22 protein-coding genes are annotated in these 23187 nt (G+C 69.7%); 16 read left to right on the top strand and 6 right to left on the bottom strand.

Going from position 1 to position 23187, the window contains the following annotated elements; translation table 11 throughout:
* The first annotated feature begins 6 nt into the window (after positions 1-6).
* The 3 genes from OG496_RS41995 to OG496_RS41985 are packed head-to-tail and all read left to right on the top strand — an operon-like array spanning position 7 to position 1403.
* The gene (locus OG496_RS41995; protein WP_019071426.1) at positions 7-438 is read left to right on the top strand and encodes a roadblock/LC7 domain-containing protein; all 432 of its coding nucleotides are present in this window, start codon (positions 7-9) and stop codon (positions 436-438) included.
* Position 439: 1 nt separating this feature from the next.
* The gene (locus OG496_RS41990; protein WP_405974586.1) at positions 440-799 is read left to right on the top strand and encodes a DUF742 domain-containing protein; all 360 of its coding nucleotides are present in this window, start codon (positions 440-442) and stop codon (positions 797-799) included.
* Positions 786-1403 (top strand): ATP/GTP-binding protein, encoded by a 618-nt coding sequence (locus tag OG496_RS41985; protein ID WP_366493111.1) that lies wholly within the window; start codon positions 786-788, stop codon positions 1401-1403. The genes OG496_RS41990 and OG496_RS41985 overlap by 14 nt, the downstream gene beginning before the upstream one ends.
* Here the strand turns inward: OG496_RS41985 and OG496_RS41980 are convergent.
* Together OG496_RS41980 and OG496_RS41975 are read right to left on the bottom strand one after the other, a co-directional pair.
* Positions 1384-2892 (bottom strand): M81 family metallopeptidase, encoded by a 1509-nt coding sequence (locus tag OG496_RS41980; RefSeq protein WP_405974585.1) that lies wholly within the window; start codon positions 2890-2892, stop codon positions 1384-1386. The genes OG496_RS41985 and OG496_RS41980 overlap by 20 nt on opposite strands.
* A 99-nt stretch (positions 2893-2991) precedes the next feature.
* Entirely contained in the window at positions 2992-4191 is a 1200-nt protein-coding gene (locus OG496_RS41975; protein ID WP_399393415.1) for an ROK family protein, read from the bottom strand.
* Between the two features lie 181 nt (positions 4192-4372).
* On the opposite strand from OG496_RS41975, the gene OG496_RS41970 reads away from it, so the two are divergent.
* The 6 genes from OG496_RS41970 to OG496_RS41945 all read left to right on the top strand — a co-directional run bounded on the left by OG496_RS41970 (position 4373) and on the right by OG496_RS41945 (position 12130).
* Positions 4373-6130 (top strand): peptide ABC transporter substrate-binding protein, encoded by a 1758-nt coding sequence (locus OG496_RS41970; RefSeq protein ID WP_405974584.1) that lies wholly within the window; start codon positions 4373-4375, stop codon positions 6128-6130.
* A 3-nt stretch (positions 6131-6133) separates the two neighbouring features.
* Positions 6134-7093: an ABC transporter permease gene (locus OG496_RS41965; protein ID WP_366493115.1), complete on the top strand. Its 960-nt coding sequence runs from the start codon at positions 6134-6136 to the stop codon at positions 7091-7093.
* Positions 7094-7119: 26 nt separating this feature from the next.
* Positions 7120-7992 carry an ABC transporter permease gene (locus OG496_RS41960; RefSeq protein ID WP_399393692.1) on the top strand — a complete coding sequence of 291 codons (873 nt, stop codon included), beginning with the start codon at positions 7120-7122 and terminating at the stop codon, positions 7990-7992.
* Positions 7989-9647: a dipeptide ABC transporter ATP-binding protein gene (locus OG496_RS41955; protein WP_405974583.1), complete on the top strand. Its 1659-nt coding sequence runs from the start codon at positions 7989-7991 to the stop codon at positions 9645-9647. Before OG496_RS41960 ends, OG496_RS41955 begins: the two co-directional genes overlap by 4 nt.
* Positions 9644-10579 carry an ROK family protein gene (locus OG496_RS41950; RefSeq protein ID WP_405974582.1) on the top strand — a complete coding sequence of 312 codons (936 nt, stop codon included), beginning with the start codon at positions 9644-9646 and terminating at the stop codon, positions 10577-10579. The genes OG496_RS41955 and OG496_RS41950 overlap by 4 nt, the downstream gene beginning before the upstream one ends.
* Before the next feature lie 153 nt (positions 10580-10732).
* The gene (locus OG496_RS41945) at positions 10733-12130 is read left to right on the top strand and encodes a glycoside hydrolase family 43 protein (protein WP_405974581.1); all 1398 of its coding nucleotides are present in this window, start codon (positions 10733-10735) and stop codon (positions 12128-12130) included.
* 57 nt (positions 12131-12187) lie between these two features.
* Here the strand turns inward: OG496_RS41945 and OG496_RS41940 are convergent, their stop codons facing one another.
* Positions 12188-13150 carry an ABC transporter substrate-binding protein gene (locus OG496_RS41940; RefSeq protein ID WP_399393422.1) on the bottom strand — a complete coding sequence of 321 codons (963 nt, stop codon included), beginning with the start codon at positions 13148-13150 and terminating at the stop codon, positions 12188-12190.
* Between the two features lie 364 nt (positions 13151-13514).
* On the opposite strand from OG496_RS41940, the gene OG496_RS41935 reads away from it, so the two are divergent.
* Genes OG496_RS41935 through OG496_RS41920 form a run of 4 tightly spaced genes read left to right on the top strand, consistent with a single transcriptional unit; the run spans position 13515 to position 17603 of the window.
* Positions 13515-16052 carry an ATP-binding protein gene (locus tag OG496_RS41935; protein ID WP_405974580.1) on the top strand — a complete coding sequence of 846 codons (2538 nt, stop codon included), beginning with the start codon at positions 13515-13517 and terminating at the stop codon, positions 16050-16052.
* Entirely contained in the window at positions 16049-16525 is a 477-nt protein-coding gene (locus OG496_RS41930) for a roadblock/LC7 domain-containing protein (protein WP_019062808.1), read from the top strand. The genes OG496_RS41935 and OG496_RS41930 overlap by 4 nt, the downstream gene beginning before the upstream one ends.
* A 36-nt stretch (positions 16526-16561) precedes the next feature.
* Positions 16562-17017 carry a DUF742 domain-containing protein gene (locus tag OG496_RS41925; protein ID WP_366493121.1) on the top strand — a complete coding sequence of 152 codons (456 nt, stop codon included), beginning with the start codon at positions 16562-16564 and terminating at the stop codon, positions 17015-17017.
* A complete protein-coding gene (locus OG496_RS41920) occupies positions 17004-17603 on the top strand; it encodes an ATP/GTP-binding protein (RefSeq protein ID WP_366493122.1) in 600 nt (199 codons plus the stop codon). The genes OG496_RS41925 and OG496_RS41920 overlap by 14 nt, the downstream gene beginning before the upstream one ends.
* 67 nt (positions 17604-17670) lie before the next feature.
* On the opposite strand, the gene OG496_RS41915 is transcribed toward OG496_RS41920, so the two are convergent.
* From OG496_RS41915 to OG496_RS41905, 3 genes are read right to left on the bottom strand one after another with little or no spacing between them, the layout of a single operon-like run.
* Positions 17671-18339 carry an ABC transporter permease gene (locus OG496_RS41915; RefSeq protein WP_405974579.1) on the bottom strand — a complete coding sequence of 223 codons (669 nt, stop codon included), beginning with the start codon at positions 18337-18339 and terminating at the stop codon, positions 17671-17673.
* Complete coding sequence (locus OG496_RS41910) at positions 18336-19046, bottom strand: ABC transporter permease (protein WP_019062812.1); 711 nt, start codon at positions 19044-19046, stop codon at positions 18336-18338. Before OG496_RS41910 ends, OG496_RS41915 begins: the two co-directional genes overlap by 4 nt.
* Complete coding sequence (locus OG496_RS41905; protein ID WP_405974578.1) at positions 19043-20173, bottom strand: ABC transporter ATP-binding protein; 1131 nt, start codon at positions 20171-20173, stop codon at positions 19043-19045. Before OG496_RS41905 ends, OG496_RS41910 begins: the two co-directional genes overlap by 4 nt.
* Positions 20174-20471: 298 nt before the next feature.
* On the opposite strand from OG496_RS41905, the gene OG496_RS41900 reads away from it, so the two are divergent.
* Genes OG496_RS41900 through OG496_RS41890 form a run of 3 tightly spaced genes read left to right on the top strand, consistent with a single transcriptional unit; the run spans position 20472 to position 23151 of the window.
* Positions 20472-21503, top strand: a complete 1032-nt coding sequence (locus OG496_RS41900) for a hypothetical protein (RefSeq protein WP_366493125.1) — start codon at positions 20472-20474, stop codon at positions 21501-21503.
* 11 nt (positions 21504-21514) lie between these two features.
* Positions 21515-21835, top strand: coding sequence for a YxD-tail cyclophane-containing RiPP peptide (locus OG496_RS41895; RefSeq protein ID WP_405974577.1), 321 nt, complete (start codon positions 21515-21517; stop codon positions 21833-21835).
* A 35-nt stretch (positions 21836-21870) separates the two neighbouring features.
* Entirely contained in the window at positions 21871-23151 is a 1281-nt protein-coding gene (locus OG496_RS41890; protein WP_405974576.1) for an FxsB family cyclophane-forming radical SAM/SPASM peptide maturase, read from the top strand.
* Positions 23152-23187 lie beyond the last annotated feature (36 nt).

Raw genomic sequence — 23187 nt, 5'->3', positions numbered from 1 at the left:
TCCGCCATGACACGACCCGTCCCCGCCACGCACACCCAGCTCGACCAGTTGCTCACCGGACTCGTGGACCGGGTGGCCGAGGTGAACCAGGCCGTCGTGCTGTCCGAGGACGGCCTGGTCGTCAGCAAGTCCACCGGGTTCCTGCGGGACGACGCCGAGCGGCTCGCGGCCACCGCGTCCGGGCTGATGAGCCTCAGCAAGGGGGTCAGCATGGACTTCCGGGGCGGTCCGGTGCGCCAGGCGCTGATCGAGATGGCGAACAGCTATCTCATCCTCACCTCGGCGGGCCCCGGCGCCCATCTGGTCGTCCTGACCGGTCCGGGCGCGGACGTCGGGGTCGTGGCGTACCAGATGAACATGCTGGTGAAGAAGATAGGCGAGCATCTCAGCGCCGCGCCGCGGGCCAACGTCGGCCCCGCGGCCGGCTCCGGCGAGTGAGGTGAGCGGTGGCGACGCGGCGGGGCGGCTCGTACGGCCGTTCACGCTGACCGGTGGCAGAACCCGGCCCAGCCGCGCCGATTTCACCCTCATCACCACGGTGACCGCGGTCGATCCGGCGCCCGCGCGGGCACCCCGGCCGCAGCCGGAGCAGTCCCGCATCCTGCGGCTGTGCGCCGAGCCGCTGGCGGTGGCGGAGGTCGCCGCTCTTGTCGACCTTCCGGTGAGCGTGGTAGTGATCATGCTCTGCGATCTGCTGGAGGCCGGCCTGATCACGGCCCGGCCGCCGCACCCGGTCTCCCGTACCAGCCCGGACATGGACCTGCTGCAGAAAGTGAGGGAGGGTCTTGACCGGCTCTGACACCATCGCTCCGGCACCCGCGCCGCCCGAGACGGTCAAGATCCTGATCGCGGGGGGCTTCGGCGTCGGCAAGACCACCATGGTCGGTTCGGTGAGCGAGATCGCGCCGCTGCGCACCGAGGAACCGCTGACCGTGGCGGGCCTCGCCGTCGACGACCTCGACGGCATCGAGGAGAAACGGGCCACCACCGTGGCCCTGGACTTCGGCCGCATCACCATCGGCCAGGACCTGGTGCTCTACCTGTTCGGCACCCCGGGCCAGCAGCGCTTCTGGTTCATGTGGAACGACCTGGCCCTCGGAGCGCTCGGCGCGGTGGTCCTCATCGACGTCCGCCGCCCGAAGTCCAGCTTCGCGGCCGTCGACTTCTTCGAACGCCGTGGCATCCCGTTCGTGGTGGGCGTGAACGGCTTCTACGGCGAACACCCGTATCCCGCTGAAGCCGTGCGCGAGGCGCTGGCCCTCCCGGAGGACGTCCGGGTGCTGCTGTGCGACGCGCGGGAGCGCGACTCGTGCCGGAACGTACTGATCGCGCTGCTCGACCAGTTGATCGCCGCCGCCATCGAGGACGGCGGAGGCGGCAAGCTCACTCGTCCGCCCCGCTGAGCGGCTCGTCCGAGGGGGCGATGACCCGGGCCGTGAGGTCCGGGTCGGGCATGTCCCGGTCGAAGGGGAACAGCGGCCGCCGGATGCGGTGATGACCGAGCCGCGCGAGGTCCTGGTCGACTCCGCCCGGGGTGAGGGCCATCTTCCAGTCGGCGGCCATGGCGAAGAGTTCGGGTTCGAGATAGCCGATCTTGACGAGCACGAGATCGGCGGAGCGCGGGTCCAACTCCAGGTCGGTGAAGTCGTGTTCGTGGTGGTACGGCTTCCGGAGCCGGGTCAGGATCACGTACACGCTGCCGACTCTGAGGACGACCTCGGTCTCCGCGTCCCGGTCGCCGTGCCGGATCGAGTGCACGACACCGCTGAGGGTGAGCGGGCCCGCGTGCCGGTCGTCGACCTCCGCACCCGCCGTGACGGTGACGGTCGCGCCGACACCGGCACCCTCCGCTGTCGCTACGGCGGCCGGTCCGGGCAACGACGCGTAGATGACCGTGGGGCCAGTCTCGTCCTTGAACTCCGGGCGTTCCAGGACCTGTTGGAGTCCCCAGGTGACGTCGCCCGCGCCGCCCGCGGTCGGGTTGTCGCCGGTGTCGCTGATGAAGTACGGGCGGGCGGTGGAGGACAGTGCCTCGTCCAGGCAGTCGGCCAGGGTGCCGGTCGGGGCGACGAACTCGAAGTCGTGCCTTGCTTCCCAGAAGCCGCGGGCCAACTGTTCGGCGCCTGCGGTGACTTGGGGTTCTGACGGGCCGGTTACGACGATGGCGGCGCGGTTGCGGGGCTCGTCCGCCCAGGCGTAGCCGACCCAGATCGCCGCGTCGGTGACTCCTGTTTTTGCCTCGACCTCTTCTACGGCCGCGTACACGCTCTTCGCCGGTTCGATACGGGTGGAGGTCTGTTCGCCCGCGAGCAGTACGGGGACCGGGATCCAGGCCTTGACCGGGCGGGGAGCGCGGCTCTGCAGGAGGTCCACGAGGTTGCGGGCGGCGCGCTCCTTGGTGTCCATGGCATCCTCGTGCGGGGCCATGCGGTAGCAGGTGATCAGGTCGCTGGCGTGGACGAGTTCGCGGGAGACGTTGCCGTGCAGGTCCATGGAGGTGGACACGAGGGCGTGCGGGCCGATGGTTTCCCGGATGCGGGCGAGCAGTTGGGCCTCGGCGTCGTCTATGCCCTCTACTGTCATCGCGCCGTGGATGTCGTACCAGAGGCCGTCCAGGGGGCCCAACTCCCTTAGCCGGGCGATGAGTTCGTCGGAGAGTTCGGTGAACGCGGCTGCTGTTACGGTGCCACCGGGGAGGGCCTTGCCGACCAGGGCGCCTTGCCAGTCTGCGGCTTCCCTGAGCGGGGTGCCGGGGGCCAGGAAGGGGTAGCGGGTGAGGACTTCGGGGCCTCGTTGGGGGTGGAAGGCGGGGGCTTCGGTGCGGGCCGGGGAGAAGGTCGAGGACTCGATGCCCAGGCCTGCGATGGCGATGACGGGACGAGAAGGAGGCAATGGGGGCTCCAGGTTGTGTGGTGGGTGCGGCTTCGTCGTGGCTGGTCGCGCTCACGCGGCGGAGCCGCATATCGATACAGCTCCGCGCCCCTGAAAGACCTAGCGCGTCCCCGGTTTGTCCGTGACCGTCTGCAATGCCTGCGCCAGGGCCCGTTGTAGCGCGAACTGGCCCGCGCCCACGAGCCCCGCGTCCGCGCCCAGGCTCGCGCGCTCGATCGCCAGGTGCTCCGTGACCAGGGGGTGGCAGCCCTCGTAGAGCTGGCTGCGGACTGCCGCGACGAAGGGTTCCAGGGTGGAGAGGATGCCGCCCAGATACACGGCGTCGGGGTTGAAGAAGTTGACGTTGGCGGCCAGGACCTGGCCCAGGTAGCGGCCGGCCTGGCGGACCGCTCGGGTGGCCTCGGGGTGGGCGTCGGTGGCGAGTTGCACGACGTCCTCGGTGGATGTCACGGCGAGGCCGTGGCCGTGCAGGATGCGGACCAGGGCGGCGCCGGAGGCGACGGTCTCCAGGCAGCCGGTGTTGCCGCAGGAGCAGGGGGTGTCCTGGGCGGCCTCGACGCGGACGTGGGTGATCTCGCCCGCCGCACCGGTGCCGCCACGGTAGAGGCGGCCGTCGGCGATGACGCCCGCGCCGATCCCGGTGCCCACCTTGACCATGATCGACTGGCGGCGCTCGGCGGGCTGGACGGTGTGTTCGCCCACGGCCATGCAGTTGGCGTCGTTCTCGACGGCGGCCGGTACCTCGAAGCGTTCGGCGAGCCAGTCGCGGATGGGGAACCTGTTCCAGCCGGGCATCCGGGCCGGGAGCGTGACGATCCCGGAGGCGATGTCGACCGGGCCGGGCAGGGACAGGCCCACGCCCCGCAGCCGGTCCCGTCCGTGCCGTTCGGCGAGCGCGGTGAGCGTCTCGGCGAGGCCGGGCAGCGCGGCCTCGGGGCCGTCCGCCGTGGGGAACGGCACGGTCGACACGTCGGTGAGACCGCCGCCGGGCAGTACGACCCCCACGTGCGCGTGCTTGCCACCGAGCTCGGCCGCGACCGCGAAGCCGTCGCTACCGCCCAGCCGGAGCACCTTGCGCGGGCGGCCGCCGGTGGAGGAGCGCGTGCCGTGCTCGGCGACCAGGCCCAGGGACACCAGCTGGCCCACCGCGAGGGAGATCGTCGAGGGCGCGGCGCCGAGCAGTTCGGCGAGTTCGGTGCGGGTGGCGGCCTGCCCGGAGGCGAGGAGTTCGAGGACGTGCTCGGCCAGTGAGGAGACGCCCGAGGTGCTCTTCCGGCGGTGCGCACTTTTTTCAGGCATGAAGGAAGTTACTTCCGGATCGGGTGATCGAGGCGATGAGCGTAAGGCACTCGAACGGGCTCCCGGCTTTTTTCAGAACAGCAGAAACAGACTTTTTACAGCGGGACGCCTGTTTCTTCGACACCAGGGGTCGTTGACTGTCCTCACTCCCGCCTCCGCCCCTCTTTTTCCGAGGAGAACCATGTCCCCTGTTCGCCTGAGACTCCTCACCGGTGCCTCCCTGACCACGGCCTCGCTGCTGCTCACGGGCTGTTCCGGGTCGAGCGGCACGTCGTCGTCCGGGTCGCACGACTCGATCAACTACGCGCTGCCCGCGAACTTCACCCCGAACTGGATCCTGCCGATCGGCACGGCGGCCCACCTCAACACCAACAACATCTCCATAGCGAACTCGCTGTGGGAGCCGCTCATCGCCTACGACGGCTCGACCGGGACCATGGGCTGGAACAAGAAGGGCTCGGTGGCGACCGCCGCCGCCTTCGCGGCCGACAACAAGAGCGTCACGATCACCCTCGGCGACCGGCACTGGAGCGACGGGAAGCCGATCACCTCCGCCGACGTGAAGTTCTGGTTCGACCTCATCAAGGCGAACAAGGCGCAGTGGGCGGGCTACAACCCGGGCAAGGCGCCGGACAACTGGACGTCCTTCAAGACCGTGGACGCCAGTCACTTCACGATCACGTTCGACAAGGCCTACAACCCGCAGTGGATGCTGGCCAACGAGTTGAGCCAGATCAACCCGCTCCCCCAGCACGTGTGGGACAAGGCCGGGGACGCCAAGAAGGACTGGACGTACCTCAACAACGCGGCCAAGAACATCAGCGGTTACGCGACGAACGCCCTGTGGAAGACGACCAGCGGCCCCTACGCCGTGAAGTCCTTCTCCACGGCCGGCAAGGTCGTCCTGGCCGCCAACTCGAAGTACGACGGCGGCGAGAAGCCCGGCATCCCCACCGTGAACCTCCTCCCGTTCACGACGGCGGACGCCGAGAAGAACGCGCTGCGGTCCGGGAGCGTCGACTACGGCTACATCGAGGCGACCGACCTCGACCAGAAGGCGAGCTTCACCGCACAGGGCTACACGGTGAAGCCGTGGTCGGGCTGGGCGATCACCTACATGCCGTACAACTTCAACAACCCTTCCATGGGTGCCGTGTTCAAGCAGCTCTACGCCCGGCAGGCCGTGCAGAAGTCCATCGACCAGAGCGCGCTGGCGAAGGTCATCTTCAACGGCACGGCGGTGCCCGGGTACGGGCCCATCCCGCAGGCGCAGAGTTCGTCGTTCCTCTCGGCCACGCAGAAGAGCGACCCGTACCCGTTCTCGACCTCGGCCGCCAAGTCACTGCTCAGCGGCCATGGCTGGAGCGAGCAGGGCGGGGTCATGACCTGCACCAGCCCCGGCACCGGTGCCGCGCAGTGCGGTGATGGGGTCGCCAAGGGGACGAAGTTCCAGATGCAGGTGCTGTCGCAGTCCGGTTCGACGGTGACCGACAACATGATGAGCGCGATCCAGTCCTCGCTCGCGAAGACCGGCATCAAGTTCTCCATCAAGACCGCGCCCGTCAACTCCGTGCTGTCGCAGACCCCGCAGTGCACGGCCTCACAGTCGATCTGCAAGTGGCAGCTGTCCTTCTTCGGTACGGCCGGCAGCTGGTACTTCCCGGCCTTCCCGACCGGCGACTCCCTGTTCCAGTCCAAGGGCGGCGCGAACTTCGGCAACTACTCCAACGCCGCTGTCGACAAGCTCATCTCCGCGTCCACGACGTCGAGTTCGACCCAGGAGATCCAGGACTACAGCACGGCCCTCGCCAAGGACCTGCCGGTGATCTGGCTGCCCGAGCCGGACTACCAGATCTCCGTCGTCAAGAACGGCCTCGGCGGCTTCACCCAGGACCCGCTCGCCAACTTCCACCCGGCACAGTGGAAGTGGACCAGCTGAGGCATGGACACCCTCCTGTATCTGACCCGGCGGATCGCGCAGGCGCTGGTCGTGATCCTCATCGTGACGGTCGTGGTGTTCGGCCTGCTGCACGCGCTGCCCGGGGGTCCCGCACGCGGGATCCTCGGCCCGCAGGCCACACCGCAGCAGATCACGCTGTTCAACCACGACCAGGGTCTCGACCGGCCGCTGCCCGTCCAATACCTGTACTACCTGCGGCAGTTGCTCCACGGTGACCTCGGCACGTCGTACACCCTCAACGAGGCGGTGTCCCGGCTCATCGAGCAACGCCTGCCGAAGACCCTGGTGTTGACCGTGTTGTCCGCGGTTCTCGGGCTGGTGCTCGCCCTTCCGCTGGGCATGTGGCAGGCGGTGCGGCGGAACAAGCCGGCCGACTATGTGATCACCACGTTGAGCTTCGTCGCGTATTCGACTCCCGTGTATTTCCTGGGACTTGTGCTGGTGCTGGTCTTCACGCAGATGCTGCGGTGGTTCCCCTCGCAGGCGCCGCAGGGGGACACGGTGGCTCAGGTCTTCGCGGATCCCGTGGCGTTGGTGCTGCCTGTGGTGACAGGGGCGGCTTCCATGGTTGCCGTGTTCAGTCGGTACATGCGGGCCTCGACATTGGAGAACCTCTCCGAGGACTACGTGCGGACTGCTCGGGCGGGGGGTTCACGGCAACGGGCGATTCTCTTCAAACACGTGTTCCGGAACTCGCTTACGCCGGTGATCGCGATGTTGGGGTACTACGTGCCGGTGCTGTTCGGGGGCGCGCTGGTTGTCGAGCAGCTCTTCAACTACCCCGGGATGGGGCTGTTGTTCTGGAGTGCGGCTCAGTCCTCGGACTACCCGGTGCTCCTCGGGTGCGTGCTCGTCATTTCCGTCGCCACGGTGGTGGGGACACTGCTCGCGGATGTCGTTCAGCGGGTCGTGGATCCTCGGGTCAAGGGGGGTCGGGCGTGAGTGTTCAAAGTGCCAGGCGGTGGGGGTTGCTCGCGCCCCGCGGCGGAGCCGCGAATCGAAAGAGCCCCGCGCCCCTGAGTGCGCGCTTCGCGCGCAACAAGCTTGCCGTGGCCGGACTCGTAGTCGTTGTCCTCTTCTTCCTGTTCTGCTTTGTGGGGCCGCTCCTTTACTCCACCGATCAGATCCACACCGACCTCACGCAGGTCAATCTCCGGCCCAGCGGGGCGCATTGGCTCGGTACCGATGCCGTCGGGCATGACGAGCTGGGGCGGCTCATGTACGGCGGGAAGGTCTCGTTGCTCGTCGGGCTTGCCGCCGGGGTGCTCGCCACCGTGATCGGGACGGTCTGGGGGGCCGTCGCCGGGTATGCAGGTGGGTGGGTCGACGCGGTGATGATGCGGGTCGTGGACGCTGGGATCGCCATCCCCGCGCTCTTCATCCTGCTGGTCGTGTCTGCCATCACCACGCCCGGTGTGCCGGGGCTGATCGTGATTCTGGGACTGGTGTCCTGGCTCGTGCCTTCGCGGCTGGTGCGGGCGGAGACGTTGACCTTGAAGAGCCGGGACTATGTGCTGACCCTGCGGGCCATCGGCGGCTCCCACAGCCGGGCCATCACCCGGCACATCCTGCCCAACTCGGTGTCGACGATCGTCGTCGCGGCCACCTTCCAGGTCGCCGACGCGATTCTGCTCGTCGCCTATGTGTCCTATCTGGGGCTGGGAGTTCAGCCGCCGTCGACCGACTGGGGCGGCATGCTCTCGGCCGGGCTGACGGCCGCCTACTCGGGACGCTGGTGGCTGATCGTGCCACCGGGTCTCGCGATCATCCTCGTCGTGTGCGCGTTCAACGCGGTCGGCGACGGGCTGCGCGACACCTTCGACGTGAGGGGACGGGGATGAACAGCATCCTGGAGATAGCGAATCTGGGTGTCACCTTCTCCACCGAGAGCGGTGATGTGCCCGCCGTGCGTGGGGTGTCCTTGCGGGTGGAGCCCGGGGAGACGCTCGCCCTCGTCGGTGAGTCCGGGTCCGGGAAGTCGACGGTGGCCCTTGCCTCGCTCGGGCTGTTGCCCGGCAACGCCCGTGCTTCCGGGGGCGTTTCGGTCGGCGGTACGGATGTCGTGGGGGCCGGTGAGGCCGAACTCGCGCGACTGCGGGGGCGTACGGCTTCGATGGTGTTCCAGGAGCCGGCCACCGCACTGGATCCGCTGACCCGAATCGGCAGGCAGATAGCGGAAGTCGTACGGAATCATCGGGACGTCTCCCGGCAGGAGGCTGCTGCCGAAGCTGTCGCGTTGCTGCGCCGGGTCGGGATTCCCGAGCCTGAACGGCGGGCCTCCGCCTTTCCGTTCCAGTTGTCCGGCGGGCAGCGGCAGCGGGTCGTCATCGCCATGGCCATCGCCAACTCGCCCGGGTTGCTGGTGGCGGACGAGCCGACCACCGCGCTGGACGTCACCGTGCAGGCCGAAATCCTGGATCTGCTGCGGGCGTTGGCCGTGGACTCCGGGACCGGGGTGCTGCTGGTCACGCACAACATGGGGGTCGTCGCCGACTTCGCCGACCGGGTCGCCGTGATGCTGGAGGGGGAGGTCGTGGAGACCGGGGCGGTGGAGGACGTGCTGTTGCGGCCGACGCATGAGTACACGCGGCGGTTGTTGGCCGCTGTGCCTCGACTGGCGGTGAGCGGGACGGCGGGTGCTGCCGTACGCGAGCATGTCGAGACGGCTGCTCCTGTGGTCGAACTGCGGGACGTCAGCGTGCAGTTCGGGCGGGGTCCGCGTGCCGTACGGGCGCTGGAGGAGGTGTCGCTCACCGTGCGGGCCGGTGAGACCGTGGGGCTTGTCGGTGAGTCCGGGTCGGGCAAGTCGACCGCTGCCCGGGTGGCGCTTGGGCTGGTCTCGCCGGAGTCGGGGGGCGTCTCGCTCTTCGGGGCCGATCTGCGCAAGGCGCGGGGGCGGGCCCGACGGGCGCTCTTGGCCGGGGTCGGTGTGGTGTTGCAGGATCCGGTGGCCTCGCTGGACGCGCGGATGAGTGTCGCGGAGTGTGTGGCCGAGCCGTTGCGGGTGCACCGGCGTGGGATGGGCGCCGCCGAACGGCGCGAGCGGGTTGCCGAGGTGCTCGAACTGGTGCGGCTGCCACGGGAGTTGGCGCGGCGCGGGCCGCGTGAGCTGTCCGGTGGGCAGCGGCAGCGGGTGAGTCTCGCGCGGGCGCTGGTCCTCGAACCGCGGTTGCTGGTCGCGGACGAGCCGACGAGCGCGCTGGATGTGAGTGTGCAACAGACCGTGCTGGAAGTGATCGCCGAATTGCAGGCGGAACTCGGGTTCGCGTGTCTCTTCGTGTCGCACGACCTTGCCGTGGTGCAGCAGTTCGCCGGGCGCGTGGTCGTGATGCGGGACGGGCGGGTCGAGGAACAGGGGCCGACCATGAGGACGTTGCTGCACCCGGAGACCGCGTACACGCGCCGGCTCATCGCCGCCGTGCCCGTGCCCGATCCGGTGCTCCAACGGGAGCGCAGGGAGCGTCGGTTGGCGTTGGGGACGGGGGCCGGCGCGTGATCGACGCTCCCCAAGTGGTCGTCGGCGTCGACATCGGCGGCACGACCACCCAGGTCGTGCTGTGCACGCCCCGACTCGACGTCCTGGACCGGACGGAGGTACCGACACCCGCGAGCGAGGGCGGGGCGGCGATGGTCGGTGCCGCGCTCTCCGCGCTACGGCTGCTGCTGGACCGTACGCCCGCCCGGTTGCTCGGGGTCGGGGTCGGTGCGGCCGGGCTCGTGGATGTGCGGGCCGGGCGGATCCTCGTGGCGAGCGACTCCTTTCGGGACTGGGCCGGGTTCGAGGTGACGGCGACCGTCCAACAGGCCCTGGGCGTACCGGCGTTCCTCGACAACGACGTGAACGCGTTTCTGCGCGGGGAGGTCACGAAGGGTGCGGTCGCGGGTGCGGAGAACGTGCTCGGGATGACGCTCGGCACGGGGGTGGGTGGCGCACTGTGGCTGAATGGCGCCCTTTACGACGGGCCGCGCGGGGCGGCGGGCGAGATCGGTCATGTGCCCGGGTTCGGTGAACTGCCGTGCACGTGCGGGGGAAGAGGGCATCTGGAGACGCTGGCGTCGGGGCGGTCGATCGCGGCGCGGTACGGGGAACGGACGGGGCGTGCGCTCACGGCCCGTGAGGTCGCCGAGGCGGCCCGGTCGGGCGATCCGGACGCACGGGACGTGTACGCGGCGGTGGGGCGCGGTGTCGCCCGTGCGCTGCTGATCACGGCGGGGCTGCTGGATGTCACGACGTGTGTGATCGGCGGGGGTGTCAGCCGGTCCTGGGCGCTGGTCGAGTCGGCCGTGCAGGAGACGTTGGCCCTGGAGCCGCCGGTGAGCGGTCACCCGGTACGGGTGCTGCCGGCGCGGCTGGGCGGGGACGCGGTGGCGGTCGGGGCGGCGGCCCGGGCACGGGCGGAACTCCTGATCCACACAGGAGGCTCGTAGCGGACACCTACGTGAACGACGAGTACCGGCCAAGCACGACCGTGTGATTGACGCGCACACGCCACATCTCTACCTTCTGATCGACTTACCGAACCTGGTTCGGGATGTCGAACGACAGGAATCAATGGGCCGCACGTACCCCCTGGAGAACACATGGCTGTCCCTCCCCTCCCCCACCCGTCCCGCCGCCTGTTCCTCGGCATGGCCGCGACCGTCCCGCTCGCGGCCACCGGCGCGCTCACGCTCGGCGCGGGCAGCGCGCAGGCCGCCACCAACTCGGCTTATGTCATGTGCTACTTCACCGAGTCGCCGACGTTCCTGGGCGCCAACTACGGCCTGCACCTGGCCGTCAGTCCCGACGGTCTGCAGTGGACCCCGCTCAACCAGAACGCCCCCGTCGCCACCCCCACCGCCGGTTCCCTCGGCCTGCGCGACCCGTTCATCCTGCGCAAGCAGGACGGCACGTTCGTGGTCCTCGCGACCGACCTCAACGGCACCGACTGGACGTACGTCAGCCAGTACATCCACGTCTGGGACTCCGCCGATCTGCGTACCTTCACCGGCTACCGGCGGATGAAGGTGCACGACCTGGACACCCACGCCTGGGCGCCGGAGTCCTTCTGGGACGCGGGGCGCGGGCAGTACGGCGTGATCTACTCCGCCGTCAACGACAGCGGGCACAACGTCATCATGGTCAACTACACCAGCGACTTCGTGACCGCCGGTGATCCTCAGGTGTTCTTCGACCCCGGGTACGACGTCATCGACGGTGACCTCGCGGTCGGCGTGAACGGCGTCAACTACCTCTACTTCAAGAAGAGTTCGACGCTGGTCGGCGCGAAGTCCACGTCACTGGACCCGGGCAGCTTCACCGAGTTCAGCACGGCGGTCTCGCACAACGGCACCGAGGCACCGACGTTGGTCAAGTCCCTTACGTCCAGCGCGACTTGGTACCTCTGGGGTGACACCTGGGATCCGAACGGCGTCTTCTACACCTGGCAGACCAGCAGTCTCGCCGCCGGCACCTGGACGGCCGTCGACCAGAAGCTCTACACGCAGCCGCTCAACTCCAAGCACTGCGGCATCCAGCCGATCACCACGGCCGAGCACAACAACCTGATCGCCAAGTGGGGCACGCCCGCCTGGAACAGGCTCAAGTCCTACAACTACCCGGCCCGTTACGTCCGCCACTCCAACTTCGTCGGGCGGATCGACGAGTACGCCTTCGACCCCTACACCGACTCCCAGTGGACGCTGGTCCCGGGCCTCGCGGACTCGACCGGGGTGTCCTTCCAGTCGGTCAACTACCCGACCCGCTATCTGCGGCACTACGACTACGCGCTCCAACTCGACGTGAACGACGGCACGTCGACGTTCGCCGGGGACGCCACGTTCTACCGGACGGCGGGGCTCGCCGACTCCACCTGGGCGTCCTTCCGGTCGTACAACAATCCGACGCGCTACATCCGGCACTCCAACTACGTCCTGCGCATCGACCCGATCTCGACAACGACGGATCAGCAGGACGCGACCTTCCACGTCGGGTACTGAGCACGACGCGGGTGCCTCCCGGAGAAACGGAGGCACCCGCGTCGTCGCCGGAGAAGGTCAGCTCAGGCCGGCCGTCTTCAGCCAGGCCTTCGCCACGTCCAGCGGGTCCTTGTTCTGGGACTGGACCTGGGTGTCGAGGTCCAGCAGGGTCGCCGTGTCGAGCTTCGCGGAGACCGCGTTGAGGGCGGCGACACCGGCCGCGGAGAGGCCGCTCTTGTAGACGAGGGGCTGCACGTTCTCGAAGCCGAAGAGCCTCTTCGGGTCCTGGAGCGTGACGTGCTTCTCCTTGACGATGGTCGGGTCCGTGCTGAAGAGGTCGGCCGCCTGCACCGTGTTCTTCTTCAGCGCGGCCGCCGTCAGCGGGCCGCCCGCGTCCAGCGCCTTGAAGGACTTGAACTCCAGGCCGTAGACGGACTTCAGGCCCACCAGGCCCTGCTGCCGGGTCTGGAACTCCGGCGAGGCACCGATGACCAGGTCCTTGGCGATGGACTTGAGGTCCGCGATGGAGGAGTCGGACGTGAGGCTGTACTTCTTCGCGGTCTCCGCGTTGAGCGTGACCGTGTCCTTGTCCTCCGCGGCCGCCGGGTCCAGCAGCGTCAGCTTGGAGTCCAGCTTGGCGTTGATCGCGGCCGTGGTCGCCGCGAGGGTCGCCGGGGTGGCCTTCGGGTCGAGGTAGGCCAGCAGCGCGCCGTTGTACTCGGGCAGCACGGATATCGTGCCGTTCTTGAGCAGGCCGTACGTCGTCTCACGACTGCCGATGTTCGGCTTGTAAGTGACCTTGACGCCCTTGGCCTTGAGCGCCTCGCCGTAGATGTCGGCGATCAGGATGCTCTCGGCGAAGTTGTTCGAGCCGACGACGACCGTGTCGCCGCCGGCCTTGCCGCCCGAGAGCGGGTCGTCGGACTTGCTGTCGGAGGACGAACCACATCCCGTGACAAGCGCAGCCGTCGCGGCGAGCGCGATGGCGGCCGCGCCGGGGTACCTAGTGCTGGACCAGCTGTTCTTCGCTTTAGAAGTCACAATTCCCGTTCCGGGTTTGGATGTTGGCACAGGCGTGCAGGCATGGCTGTGGCGTCCACGCGCGGGGCGTGAACTCCGCACTCCGCTGATCCAATCCAGCCGGTTCTCGGTCAGTCAAGAGAAGTCTGGTCACCGATTGGCCTCAATGAGTGCCCAGTTGTGAAGGCAACGTAAACGGACCGGTCACGAACACGGTCGCTTTGTAATTGATTCTTGACGTAGGGCGACGCACTTGATCGTTCAAAGAGGCGGTAGTCTCCCCGGAGTTGGCGTCGGTCACAGCGGTGTGCGGGGGCCGCTTCGATCAAAAACAGTCACACGCGCCGTTGCGCGTATCGTGACAACACCCCACGAAGGAGGCCTGGTGTCCATACGGGGCTTCGCAGACCGTTGGCCCTTCAGGCGCAAGCTCAATCTGCTCGTCGGCGTGCCGCTCGCGGTGGTCGCGGTGCTGCTGGCGTATCTCATCTCGGACGAGATCGGGCAGTCGACGGACGCGAGCGACGCGGCGCAGCTGGTGCGGGACAGCGGGCAGGTCGCCAGGCTGGTGAACCTCGTGGAGGCGGAGCACCAGCAGGCCATCCTGCTCTCCGTCCGTTTCGAGGCCACCAACGACGGCGGCACCCCCTCGCAGAGCGCCTACCGCAAGTCCCAGTCGGCCGTGGACCAGCAGGTCGAGAAGGTGCGCGACACCTTCGGCGACCGGCTGCCGGCCAGCGAGGCCCAGGCGCTGAAGGAGATCAACGGCCTGGAGACGCTGCGCGACACCGTCGAGCAGAGCTATCTGCCCGCCGACAACATCGACCCGGCGTACACCAGCGCCTCCGACGGTCTGATCGACGGGCTCGACCTCGAACACAACGCGAACCTCGCCACCACCTTCACCGGCAACCTGCTGGACTCCGTGCTGCGGGCCGATGCCGCCCACAGCTCGTTCGAGACCAGCGTGTTCTCCGCGACGACCGGTGACAGCAACGCGCTCATCGAGTTCAACAACGCGGTCGGCGCCTACGACCTCTACACGTACCAGGCCGCCAGGTTCGCCCGGTTCGCCACCGAGGACCAGGCCGACCAGCTCTCCGGCATCGAGCACACCCCGGCACAGCGGCTGATCGCCGAGGCCTACGCCGAGCTGCAGATCGACCCCAGCGGGCTGCAGGCCGAGACGCCCGGCGCCGTCCGCAAGGCCTTCGCGGATGCCATGAGCGACTACCCCTCCTACCCGCAGCAGGCCGCGGGCCGGCTGAAGATCACCGGCTCACTCATCGACCAGATCGCTGTCCGCGCCGACAGCGCGTCCTCCGCCGCCTCCTGGCGCGCCGGACTGCTGCTGAGCCTCTCGCTGCTCGGCTTCGCGCTGTGGCTCGGCTTCGTGGTGATCGTGCGCCGCTCGGTGGTCCGCCCCGTGCAGGCCCTCACCGGGGCCGCGAAGCAGGTCGCCGAGGTCGCGGGCCGTGAGCTCGCCCGCGTCGCCGACGACGACGCCGAGGACGACGGGCCGCCGCTGCTGCGGGACATGCCGGTCACCGCGAAGGACGAGATCGGCGATCTCGCCGAGGCCTTCAACCACGTGCAGACCACGGCCGCCGCGCTGCTGGCCCGCCAGGTGGTCAGCCGGCGCAACGTCGCCGAGATGTTCGGCAACGTCGGCCGCCGCGTCAGCAACCTGACGACCCGTCAACTCGCCCTGATCGACGCGGTGGAGCGCGGCGAGACCGACCCGGCACTGCTGGAGCGTCTCTACTCCATCGACCACATCGCCGTCCGCCTGCGCCGCAACGCGGACAGCCTGATGCTGCTGGCCGGCATCCGCGAGACCGTGCTGGACGGCGGACCCACCGAACTCACCAACGTCGTACGCGCCGCGCTCGGCCAGATCGAGGGCTTCCAGCGGGTGGGTCTGCGGGCCGACACCGAGGTCATGGTGGAGCCCGACATCATCGGCGACCTCACGCTGATGGTGGCCGAACTCCTGGAGAACGCGGTCTCGTTCTCGCCCGCGGGCAGCCCCGTCGAGGTGGTCGTACGGACCGACGGCGACGACGCGCTGATCGTGGTCGCCGACCACGGTCTCGGGATGAGCGCCGAGCGCATCGCCGAGGAGAACGCCCGGCTGATCCGCCGCGAGCGCCTCGACCTGGTGCCGACCAAGGTGCTGGGCCTGTTCGTGGTCGGTACGCTCGCCCGCCGCTGGGACATCGACGTCACGCTGGCCCGCACGCCGGGCGGCGGTGTGACGTCCGAGATCACCATCCCGGCGACGCTGCTGCTCCGCATGAGCGCGCTGGCCTCCACCGGTTCCTCCCACACCGGATACACGGAGTTGGGGTCGGGAGCGGGCTCAACTACCGGTACTGGAGTGGCCGTTGCGCCGTCCGCCTCCTCGAACCAGGACCACCGTCCGGAGAACCAGGACCAGCGTCCGGCGCCCTCCTGGGCCGCCTCGGACTCCGGACCGCGCCCGTCGATCACCCTGAGCAGGCCCGAGCCGAGCACACCCGAGCACATGCACGCCGATGACGACGAGCCCACTCCGCTCCCCCGCAGGGTCTCCCGGTACGAGACGGCGCCGAGAGCCGCCGCGGCGGCCCCGCCCGTCACCCACCACGCCCCGGCGGACGAGTCCGCCACCGACCCTGACGACGACGCCGGAGGCTCCCGGCCGCTGCGTCGGCGGGTCCGGGGTGCCACCCTTCGTACGGGCGCCGACGCCGCCGCCCAGCAAGCCGCGCGGCAGGCCCCCCGGCCCGCCGACGCGGACGCCGTCCGCTCGGCCCTCGAAGAGTTCGAGGCCGCCGTAGAGCAAGCGCATCGCGACAGTGACACCCTCACGGGCCTGCGCGCCCCGGACGCGAACCACCCGCACGACCCGAACCACCTCCCGAAAGGAGCGGAGCAGTGAGTACGTCGACAGGTGACACTCCCACGGGGGGCACCACGCCGGCCGATCTGCAGGCAGCCGCGGCCGATTTCAACTGGCTGCTCAACCGTTTCGCGACGGAGACCGCGGGTGTCGTCGACGCCATCGCGGTGTCCTCCGACGGCCTGCTGATCGCCGTGGCCGAACTGCGCGAGCACGCCCACTCGGAGCGGCTCGGGGCCATCGTCTCCGGCATCACCAGCCTCGCCGCCGGAGCCTCCGGCAACTACGGTCTCGGTGGCCTGAACAAGGTCATCATCGACCTGGAGGGCGGCCACGTCCTCGTCTCCGCGATCGGCAGCGGCGCCGTCCTCGGCGTCGTCACCGACAAGGAGGCCAAGCTCGGCAACATCGCCTACGAGATGACGCTGTTCGCCAACCGTGCCGGTTCCGCGCTCAACCCCCAGCTGGTGCTCCAGCTGAAGAACAGCGTCGGCGCCGCTTCGGCTCGGTGACCGGTCCCCGACCGGTCGAGAGAGGAACAGCCACTCATGCCCGACGGCCGCACTCCGAGCGGTGCCGGCGCGGACGGGGCCACACCCCCGGGTCGCGATCCGGTGCGCACGCCTTCCGCCGTACGGCCGTTCCTGGTCACCGCGGGCCGGGTGGCGGGCGCGGATGCGGCCGCCACCGGGCGGCCGATCCCGGTCGAGACCCAGGTGGTGGCCACGGCCGCCGGTCTTGAGGTGCTCGACCGGCTCTCCTTCGAGCAGCACGACATCGTCGCCGCCTGCCGGCAGCCGCAGTCCCTCGCGGAGATCGCGGCCCGGCTGCGGCTGCACCTGAACGTGGTGCGGGTCCTCGCCGAGGACCTGCGTGCCGCCGGGCAGTTGACGGTGCACGTGCCCAACTCCGACATCACCCATGACGCAACCGTCCTGCGAAGGGTCATCGATGGCCTCCGCGCCATCCCCAACTCCCGGGGAGTACTCCGTGACACCGACTGAACCGGTCGCCCGCGGTGCGGCTGCGCAGACCGCCGTACGACCGCCGCTTCCGGTGAAGATGGTCGTCGCGGGCGGCTTCGGCGTGGGCAAGACCACCACCGTGGGCGCGATCTCCGAGATCGAGCCGCTGACCACCGAGGCCGCGATCACCGAGGTCGCGGCGGGCGTGGACGACCTGTCCCACACCCCGCGCAAGACCACCACCACGGTCGCGATGGACTTCGGCTGCATCACCATCGACCCGACGCTGAAGCTGTACCTCTTCGGTACGCCCGGGCAGGACCGGTTCGGCTTCATGTGGGACGACATCGTGGAGGGCGCGGTCGGCGGTCTCGTCATCGTCGACACCCGGCGCCTCGACGACTGCTACGCCGCGGTCGACTACTTCGAGCACAAGCAGATCCCGTTCGCGGTCGCCCTCAACGCCTTCGACGGCAAGATCGAGCACTCTCTGGACGAGGTCCGCTGGGCCCTGGACGTCAACGAGCGCGTCCCGGTCCTCGCGTTCGACGCGCGCGAACGCGGCTCGGTGCGGGACGCGTTGCTGGTCGTGCTGGAGTTGGCGCTGGCGCGCACGGAGAACTGACGGCGGTGGAACGAGAGTTGGGGGGAGGGCCTGTGGCCGCTCCCCCCAACTGTGCGTTCAGCGGGGCTCAGTTGCTCCTACGAACCCCCGGCGACACCGCGAGTCGCGCGATGCCCCAGAAGAGTCCGAGCGTCACCAGTGCCATCCCGGCGACGAGGGTGGCACCGCCTACGACCTTCTCGTAGTTCCGCTGGTAGAGGCCGTCGATGATGTAGCGGCCGAGGCCGCCGAGGCTGACGTAGGCCGCGATGGTGGCGGTGGAGACGATCTGGATGGCGGCCGAGCGCAGGCCGCTGAGGATCAGCGGGAGGGCGACCGGGAGTTCCACCTGGAAGAGGACGTTCGCCTCGTTCATGCCCATGCCGCGGGCCGCGTCGACCGGGGACGGGTCGACGGAGCGCATCGCCTCGTAGGTGGTGACCAGGATCGGCGGTACGGCGAGGACGACCAGCGGGATCATCACCGGGACCAGGCCGAAGCCGATCAGCACGAACATCAGCACCAGCAGGCCGAAGCTGGGCAGGGCGCGGGCGGCGGTGGCGATGAGCGAGAGGGTGTTGCCGCCGCGTCCGGTGTGGCCCGTCAGCAGGCCGATCGGGAGGCCGATGGCGGAGGCGATGGCGAGCGCGATCAGCGAGTACCGGACGTGCTCGACGAGACGGGTGGGGATGCCGTCGTAGCCGTGCCAGTGGCTGCTGTCGCTGAAGAACAGGTTGATGTAGTGGAGTACGTTCACCGGGCTGCGTCCTCCAGTACGAGTTCGGCCGGTTCCGGCCGGTCCTCGGCGGGGCGGGCCTTGCGGGTGCCGCGCGGCATCCAGGGCGTGAGGAGCAGGCGTACGCCGACCAGGACGGCGTCCACGACGATGGCGAGGACGGCCGTGGTGATCACGGAGAGCCAGATCAGCCGCGGCTGGTGGTAGATCTGACCGTCGTTGAGCAGGTTGCCCAGCGCGCCCTGGTTGCCGATCAGCATGCCGACGCTGACCAGGGAGATGCTGGACACGGTCGCCACCCGCAGGCCGGCGATGATCGCGGGCACGGCGATCGGCAACTGCACCTGGAGATACCGGCGTACGGGTCCGAGGCCCATCGCGGTGGCCGCGTCCAGGGTCTCCTGGGGCACCGAGCGGACGCCGTCCACGATCGCCGGGACGAACACCACGAGGCTGTAGACGCCGAGCGGGATCATCACGGTGGTCTCGGTCTGGCCGGTGTAGTCGATGAGGACGACGAAGAACGCCAGCGAGGGAATCGCGTAGAGCACCGTCGTCACCCAGAGCACCGGCGGGTACAACCAGCGCAGCCGCACGCACAGTTGGGCGATGGGCAGCGCCACCACCAGGCCGACGAGGACCGGGATGACGGCCTCGCGCAGGTGCAGGCCGATCAGACCGAGGTAGCTGTTCTGGAGGTCGCTGGGGATGCGGAACCAGTCGTTCATCCGGCGACCTTCGCGCCGCTGCGACCCGCCGCGTGGGCGCTGCGGATCGCCTCGCCCACAGCCCCCTGCGACACCACACCGACCACGCGCCCGGTCCCGTCCACCCCGACCGCCCACCCGGTCGGCGACAGCACCGCCCCGTCCAGCGCGGCCCGCAGCGAGTCCTTGCCGGCCTCGAACGGGCGGCCGTGGGCAAGGAGTTGGGCCGGATCGATCTGCCCCGCGGTGAGTGCGCCCGGCTCGCTCCAGCCCAGCGGCTTGCCGTCCAGGTCAGTGACGAGGAGGTATGGCACGTCGGGGGTGGTGCGTTCGGCGATCTGCTCGGCGGTGGAGTCGACGGCGATGATCGGGGAGGTCTTGAGGTCGAGACCGGCCGAGGAGAAGAAGGAGAGGCGGCGGATGCCCCGGTCGGTGCCGAGGAAGTCCTCGACGAAGGCGTCCGCGGGGTCGGAGAGCAGCTCGGCGGGCGGGGCGAACTGGGCCAGCTTGCCGCCGGTGCGCAGGACCGCGACCATCGTGCCGAGCTTGATCGCCTCGTCGATGTCGTGGGTGACGAAGACGATCGTCTTGCCCAACTCCTCCTGGAGGCGCAGGAGTTCATCCTGGAGACCCTTGCGGACGACGGGGTCGACGGCCGAGAACGGCTCGTCCATCAGCAGCACCGGCGGGTCGGCGGCGAGGGCGCGGGCGACGCCGACGCGCTGCTGCTGGCCGCCGGAGAGCTGGTAGGGGTACCGCTTGGCGAGGGCGGCGTCGAGGCCCACCCGTGCCATGAGTTCGGTGGCCCGCGCCCTGGCCTTCTCCTTGCCCCAGCCGAGCATGCGGGGCACGGTCGCGATGTTGTCGACGATCGTGCGGTGCTGGAAGAGCCCGGCGTTCTGGATGACGTAACCCATCGACCGGCGCAGCGTGTTGACCGGCTGCTTGGTGATGTCCGCGCCGTCCAGGGAGATCGTGCCCTCGCTGGGGTCGATCATCCGGTTGATCATGCGCAGGGTGGTCGTCTTGCCGCAGCCGGAGGGGCCGACGAGGACGGTGATCGAGCGGTCCGGTATGTCCAAGGACAGTTGGTCGACCGCCACCGTGCCGTCCGGGTACCGCTTGGTGACTGAATCTATCCGTATCAAAACGCCGAATACCCTTCGGGTTTGGCAGAAACTGCCCGTTCTCGGCCACGGTCGCAGGCCACTGGGGGCAGAGTCTAGACCGCGAGTGTTGCGGGAACTTGGCGGGATCCGACTCGGTGTGACCGGTCGTGATCGGTCGGCGGCGGCCGGAAAGCGCTGTTGACCGGTCGGTAGCCGCGTACTGTCATGGACGGTGACCTGACTGTCCCGGACCCTTCTCGATCCTGCTCGATCCTTCTTGACCGCATGAAGCACGCATAACGCACGCATCCGACCGTCCGATGACGAGGAGCGCGACGTGACGAACGGCGGTACGTCCCCCTCCGACGCCGCCGTGCTCGCCCGGGGACGCAAACTCCTTGCCCTCGCCGGGGACGCGCGGATCCGCGACTCGACCGAGGAGGCGCGGACGTTGGCCCTGCGGGCGGCGGCCGATCTAGAGCGGGGCGTGCGGCTCACCGGCGGCGCGGGCACCACCTCCGCCGTACGCTGCCGGGCCCTGCTGGACCTGGCCGAAGCGCGGGCGGTCGCGGCCGCGGACAGCGGGGCGACCGGGGTGCTGGAGGCGCTGCACGAGGCGGTGGCGGACGTCCGGGACGTGAGCCCGGAGTTACGGGCGCTGGCCCTGCGCAGGCTCGCCGAGGCGCACAGTGCCCGCTATCGCTACACCGCCGACCCGGCCGAACTCGACGCCGCCGACCGGGTGTTCGCCCAGGCGCAGGATCTGGTGCAGCGCGACGACCCGGTCCGGGCGGAGCTGCTGGCGGGCCGCGGCGAGGTACTGCTGGCCCGGGTCGAGAACGGCGGCGGACTGGCGGTGGCCGCCGAGGCGGTACGGGAACTGCGCGCGGCGCTGGCCCTGACCGCGGGCGGCGAACCCCGGCTTGCGGAACGGCAGTTGCTGTTCGGCAGGGCGCTGCGCCGGCACCACACGGCGGGCGGGGCGGCGACCGACCTGCACGAGGCCGAGTGGATCCTGGCCCGCGCGGCCCGCGGCGCACGGACCGACCGTACGGCCGCACTGGCCTGGCTGGAACGCGGCGAGGTGCTGCTGACGCTGGCCGGTTCGACCGGGGCACCGGAGTGGCTGGACCTGGCGGCCGAGTCGTACCACCACGGCGTACGCAGCGCGCTCCGGGCCGCCGAACCGCTGCTCGCCGCACAGGCGCACCACCAGCGCGGCGCGGTGCTGGAACGGACGGCCGGTCCGGCGCGGGCGCTCAAGTCGTACCAGGCCGCCTGGGAGTTGTGGCAGCGCGCCGGGGCGGCGCAGGGACCGCAGGCACAGTCCACGTTCGAGCGCATGACCGCGCTCGGGACGACGACGTAGAGGAGTGCAGGGTGGCGGACTTGGCGCGCTACGACGTGGAGGAGTACGGGGTGCCCGAGTACGGGGTGGTGGAGCTGACGCGCCGTGACGTGGAGGAGCCCGGGGTGGCAGCCCCGGCCGCCGTGCGGTACGAGCCGGGCGGACCCGAGGGGCACGCGGACGGTGACCGCGGGCCGCTGCCCGACTACACCGGCGTCGACCTGACCGCGCTGCGGGCGCAGGTCGACCACCCCGTGCTGGGCGCCGTGCTCGCCACCCTGCTGGCCCGGTCCTGCAGTGCCGACGGGGGTCTCGTCGCGTATCACGAGGACTCCCCCGGGGCAGAACGATAGGGGCGGCAGAGCGCCGGCCGACGGGAGGCGATGCTGTGCACAGGGCACCGGAGCACACCTTACGGACGGCCAGGGACCGGGAACTCGCGCCGTGGCCGCATGCCGTGCTCGACGTGGCGGCCCTGCGGCGCGCGGGACAACGGGCCTTCCCCTTCCGGCAGTTCGTGCTCAAAGTGCATGGGCGGTGCAATCTCGACTGCACCTACTGCGTCATCTACCAGGGCCAGGACGCCAGTTGGCGCGACCGGCCGGCCCGGGTGAGTCCGGACGTGATGCGGCAGACCGCCCGCCGGATCGCCGAACACGCCTCCGCACACGGGCTGTCCGAGGTGCGCATCGATCTGCACGGTGGGGAACCTCTGCTGTCCGGGCCCGATGCCGCGCTCGCCTACACGGCCGCCGTGCGCGCCGCGTTACCCTCGCGCACCGCGCTGCGGACCACCGTGCAGACCAACGGCACGCTGGTCACCGAGCGGACCCTGGACCGGCTAGCCGACGCGAACATCCGGGTCGGGCTGAGCCTGGACGGGGGCACCGCCGTACTGAACCGGCGCCGGGTGGACCACGCGGGTCGCTCCTCCTGGCCGGCCGCCGCCCGGGCCGCGCGTCTGCTGGCCGACCGGCCCGAGCTGTACGCGGGCATCCTGTGCGCCATCGACATCACCAGCGATCCCAAGGACGTGTACTCCTCGCTGGCCGCGCTGCGCCCGCCGCGTCTCGACCTGCTGCTGCCGCACGCCAACTGGTCCAGTCCCCCGCCCGGTCTGGCCGCCCGTCCGCCCCGCGACGCGCGCGCCCAACGGGGCGTCCCCACGCCGTACGGCGACTGGCTGGCCACCGCCTTCGACCTCTGGTGGGACGGTCCGCCGGACGGGACGCAGCCGCGGGTGCGGCTGTTCACCGAGATCGTGGCGTTGCTGCTCGGCGTCCCCAGCGCCACCGAGTCCGTGGGGCTGTCGCCGACCTGCGCGGTGGTCGTGCACACGGACGGCGCCGTCGAGCAGATCGACTCCCTCAATCTCGCCTACGACCGCGCCACCGCCACCGGGTTCGACGTCTTCGGCGACAGCTTCGACGAGGCGCTCGACCATCCCGGGATCGTGGCCCGTCAACTCGGCGTCGAGGGGCTCTCGGACGAGTGCCGGGCGTGTCCGGTCGGGCGAGTGTGCGGCGGCGGCAACTACGGGCACCGGTACTCCGCCGGGACGGGCTTCCTGCACCCTTCCGTCTACTGCGCGGATCTGGAACAACTGGTCCGGCACGCGGCCCGACGGCTGAGTGCCGTAATGCCCGAGGACCGACCGCGTATCGACTAGGGTGCACGCGAAATCACGCGAGACGGTTTAAACGTA

It is taken from the genome of Streptomyces sp. NBC_00988 (assembly GCF_045162645.1).
GTDB lineage: Bacteria > Actinomycetota > Actinomycetes > Streptomycetales > Streptomycetaceae > Streptomyces.
This window is presented reverse-complemented; position numbering and strand designations above follow the sequence as displayed.

What these genes read in the sequence shown, in the direction of transcription:
- OG496_RS41995 (WP_019071426.1), top strand. Translation starts at nt 7, where the DNA reads ATGACACGACCCGTCCCCGCCACGCACACCCAGCTCGACCAGTTGCTC.
- OG496_RS41975 (WP_399393415.1), bottom strand. Translation starts at nt 4,191, where the DNA reads ATGCCTGAAAAAAGTGCGCACCGCCGGAAGAGCACCTCGGGCGTCTCC.
- OG496_RS41970 (WP_405974584.1), top strand. Translation starts at nt 4,373, where the DNA reads ATGTCCCCTGTTCGCCTGAGACTCCTCACCGGTGCCTCCCTGACCACG.
- OG496_RS41965 (WP_366493115.1), top strand. Translation starts at nt 6,134, where the DNA reads ATGGACACCCTCCTGTATCTGACCCGGCGGATCGCGCAGGCGCTGGTC.
- OG496_RS41955 (WP_405974583.1), top strand. Translation starts at nt 7,989, where the DNA reads ATGAACAGCATCCTGGAGATAGCGAATCTGGGTGTCACCTTCTCCACC.
- OG496_RS41945 (WP_405974581.1), top strand. Translation starts at nt 10,733, where the DNA reads ATGGCTGTCCCTCCCCTCCCCCACCCGTCCCGCCGCCTGTTCCTCGGC.
- OG496_RS41925 (WP_366493121.1), top strand. Translation starts at nt 16,562, where the DNA reads ATGCCCGACGGCCGCACTCCGAGCGGTGCCGGCGCGGACGGGGCCACA.
- OG496_RS41910 (WP_019062812.1), bottom strand. Translation starts at nt 19,046, where the DNA reads ATGAACGACTGGTTCCGCATCCCCAGCGACCTCCAGAACAGCTACCTC.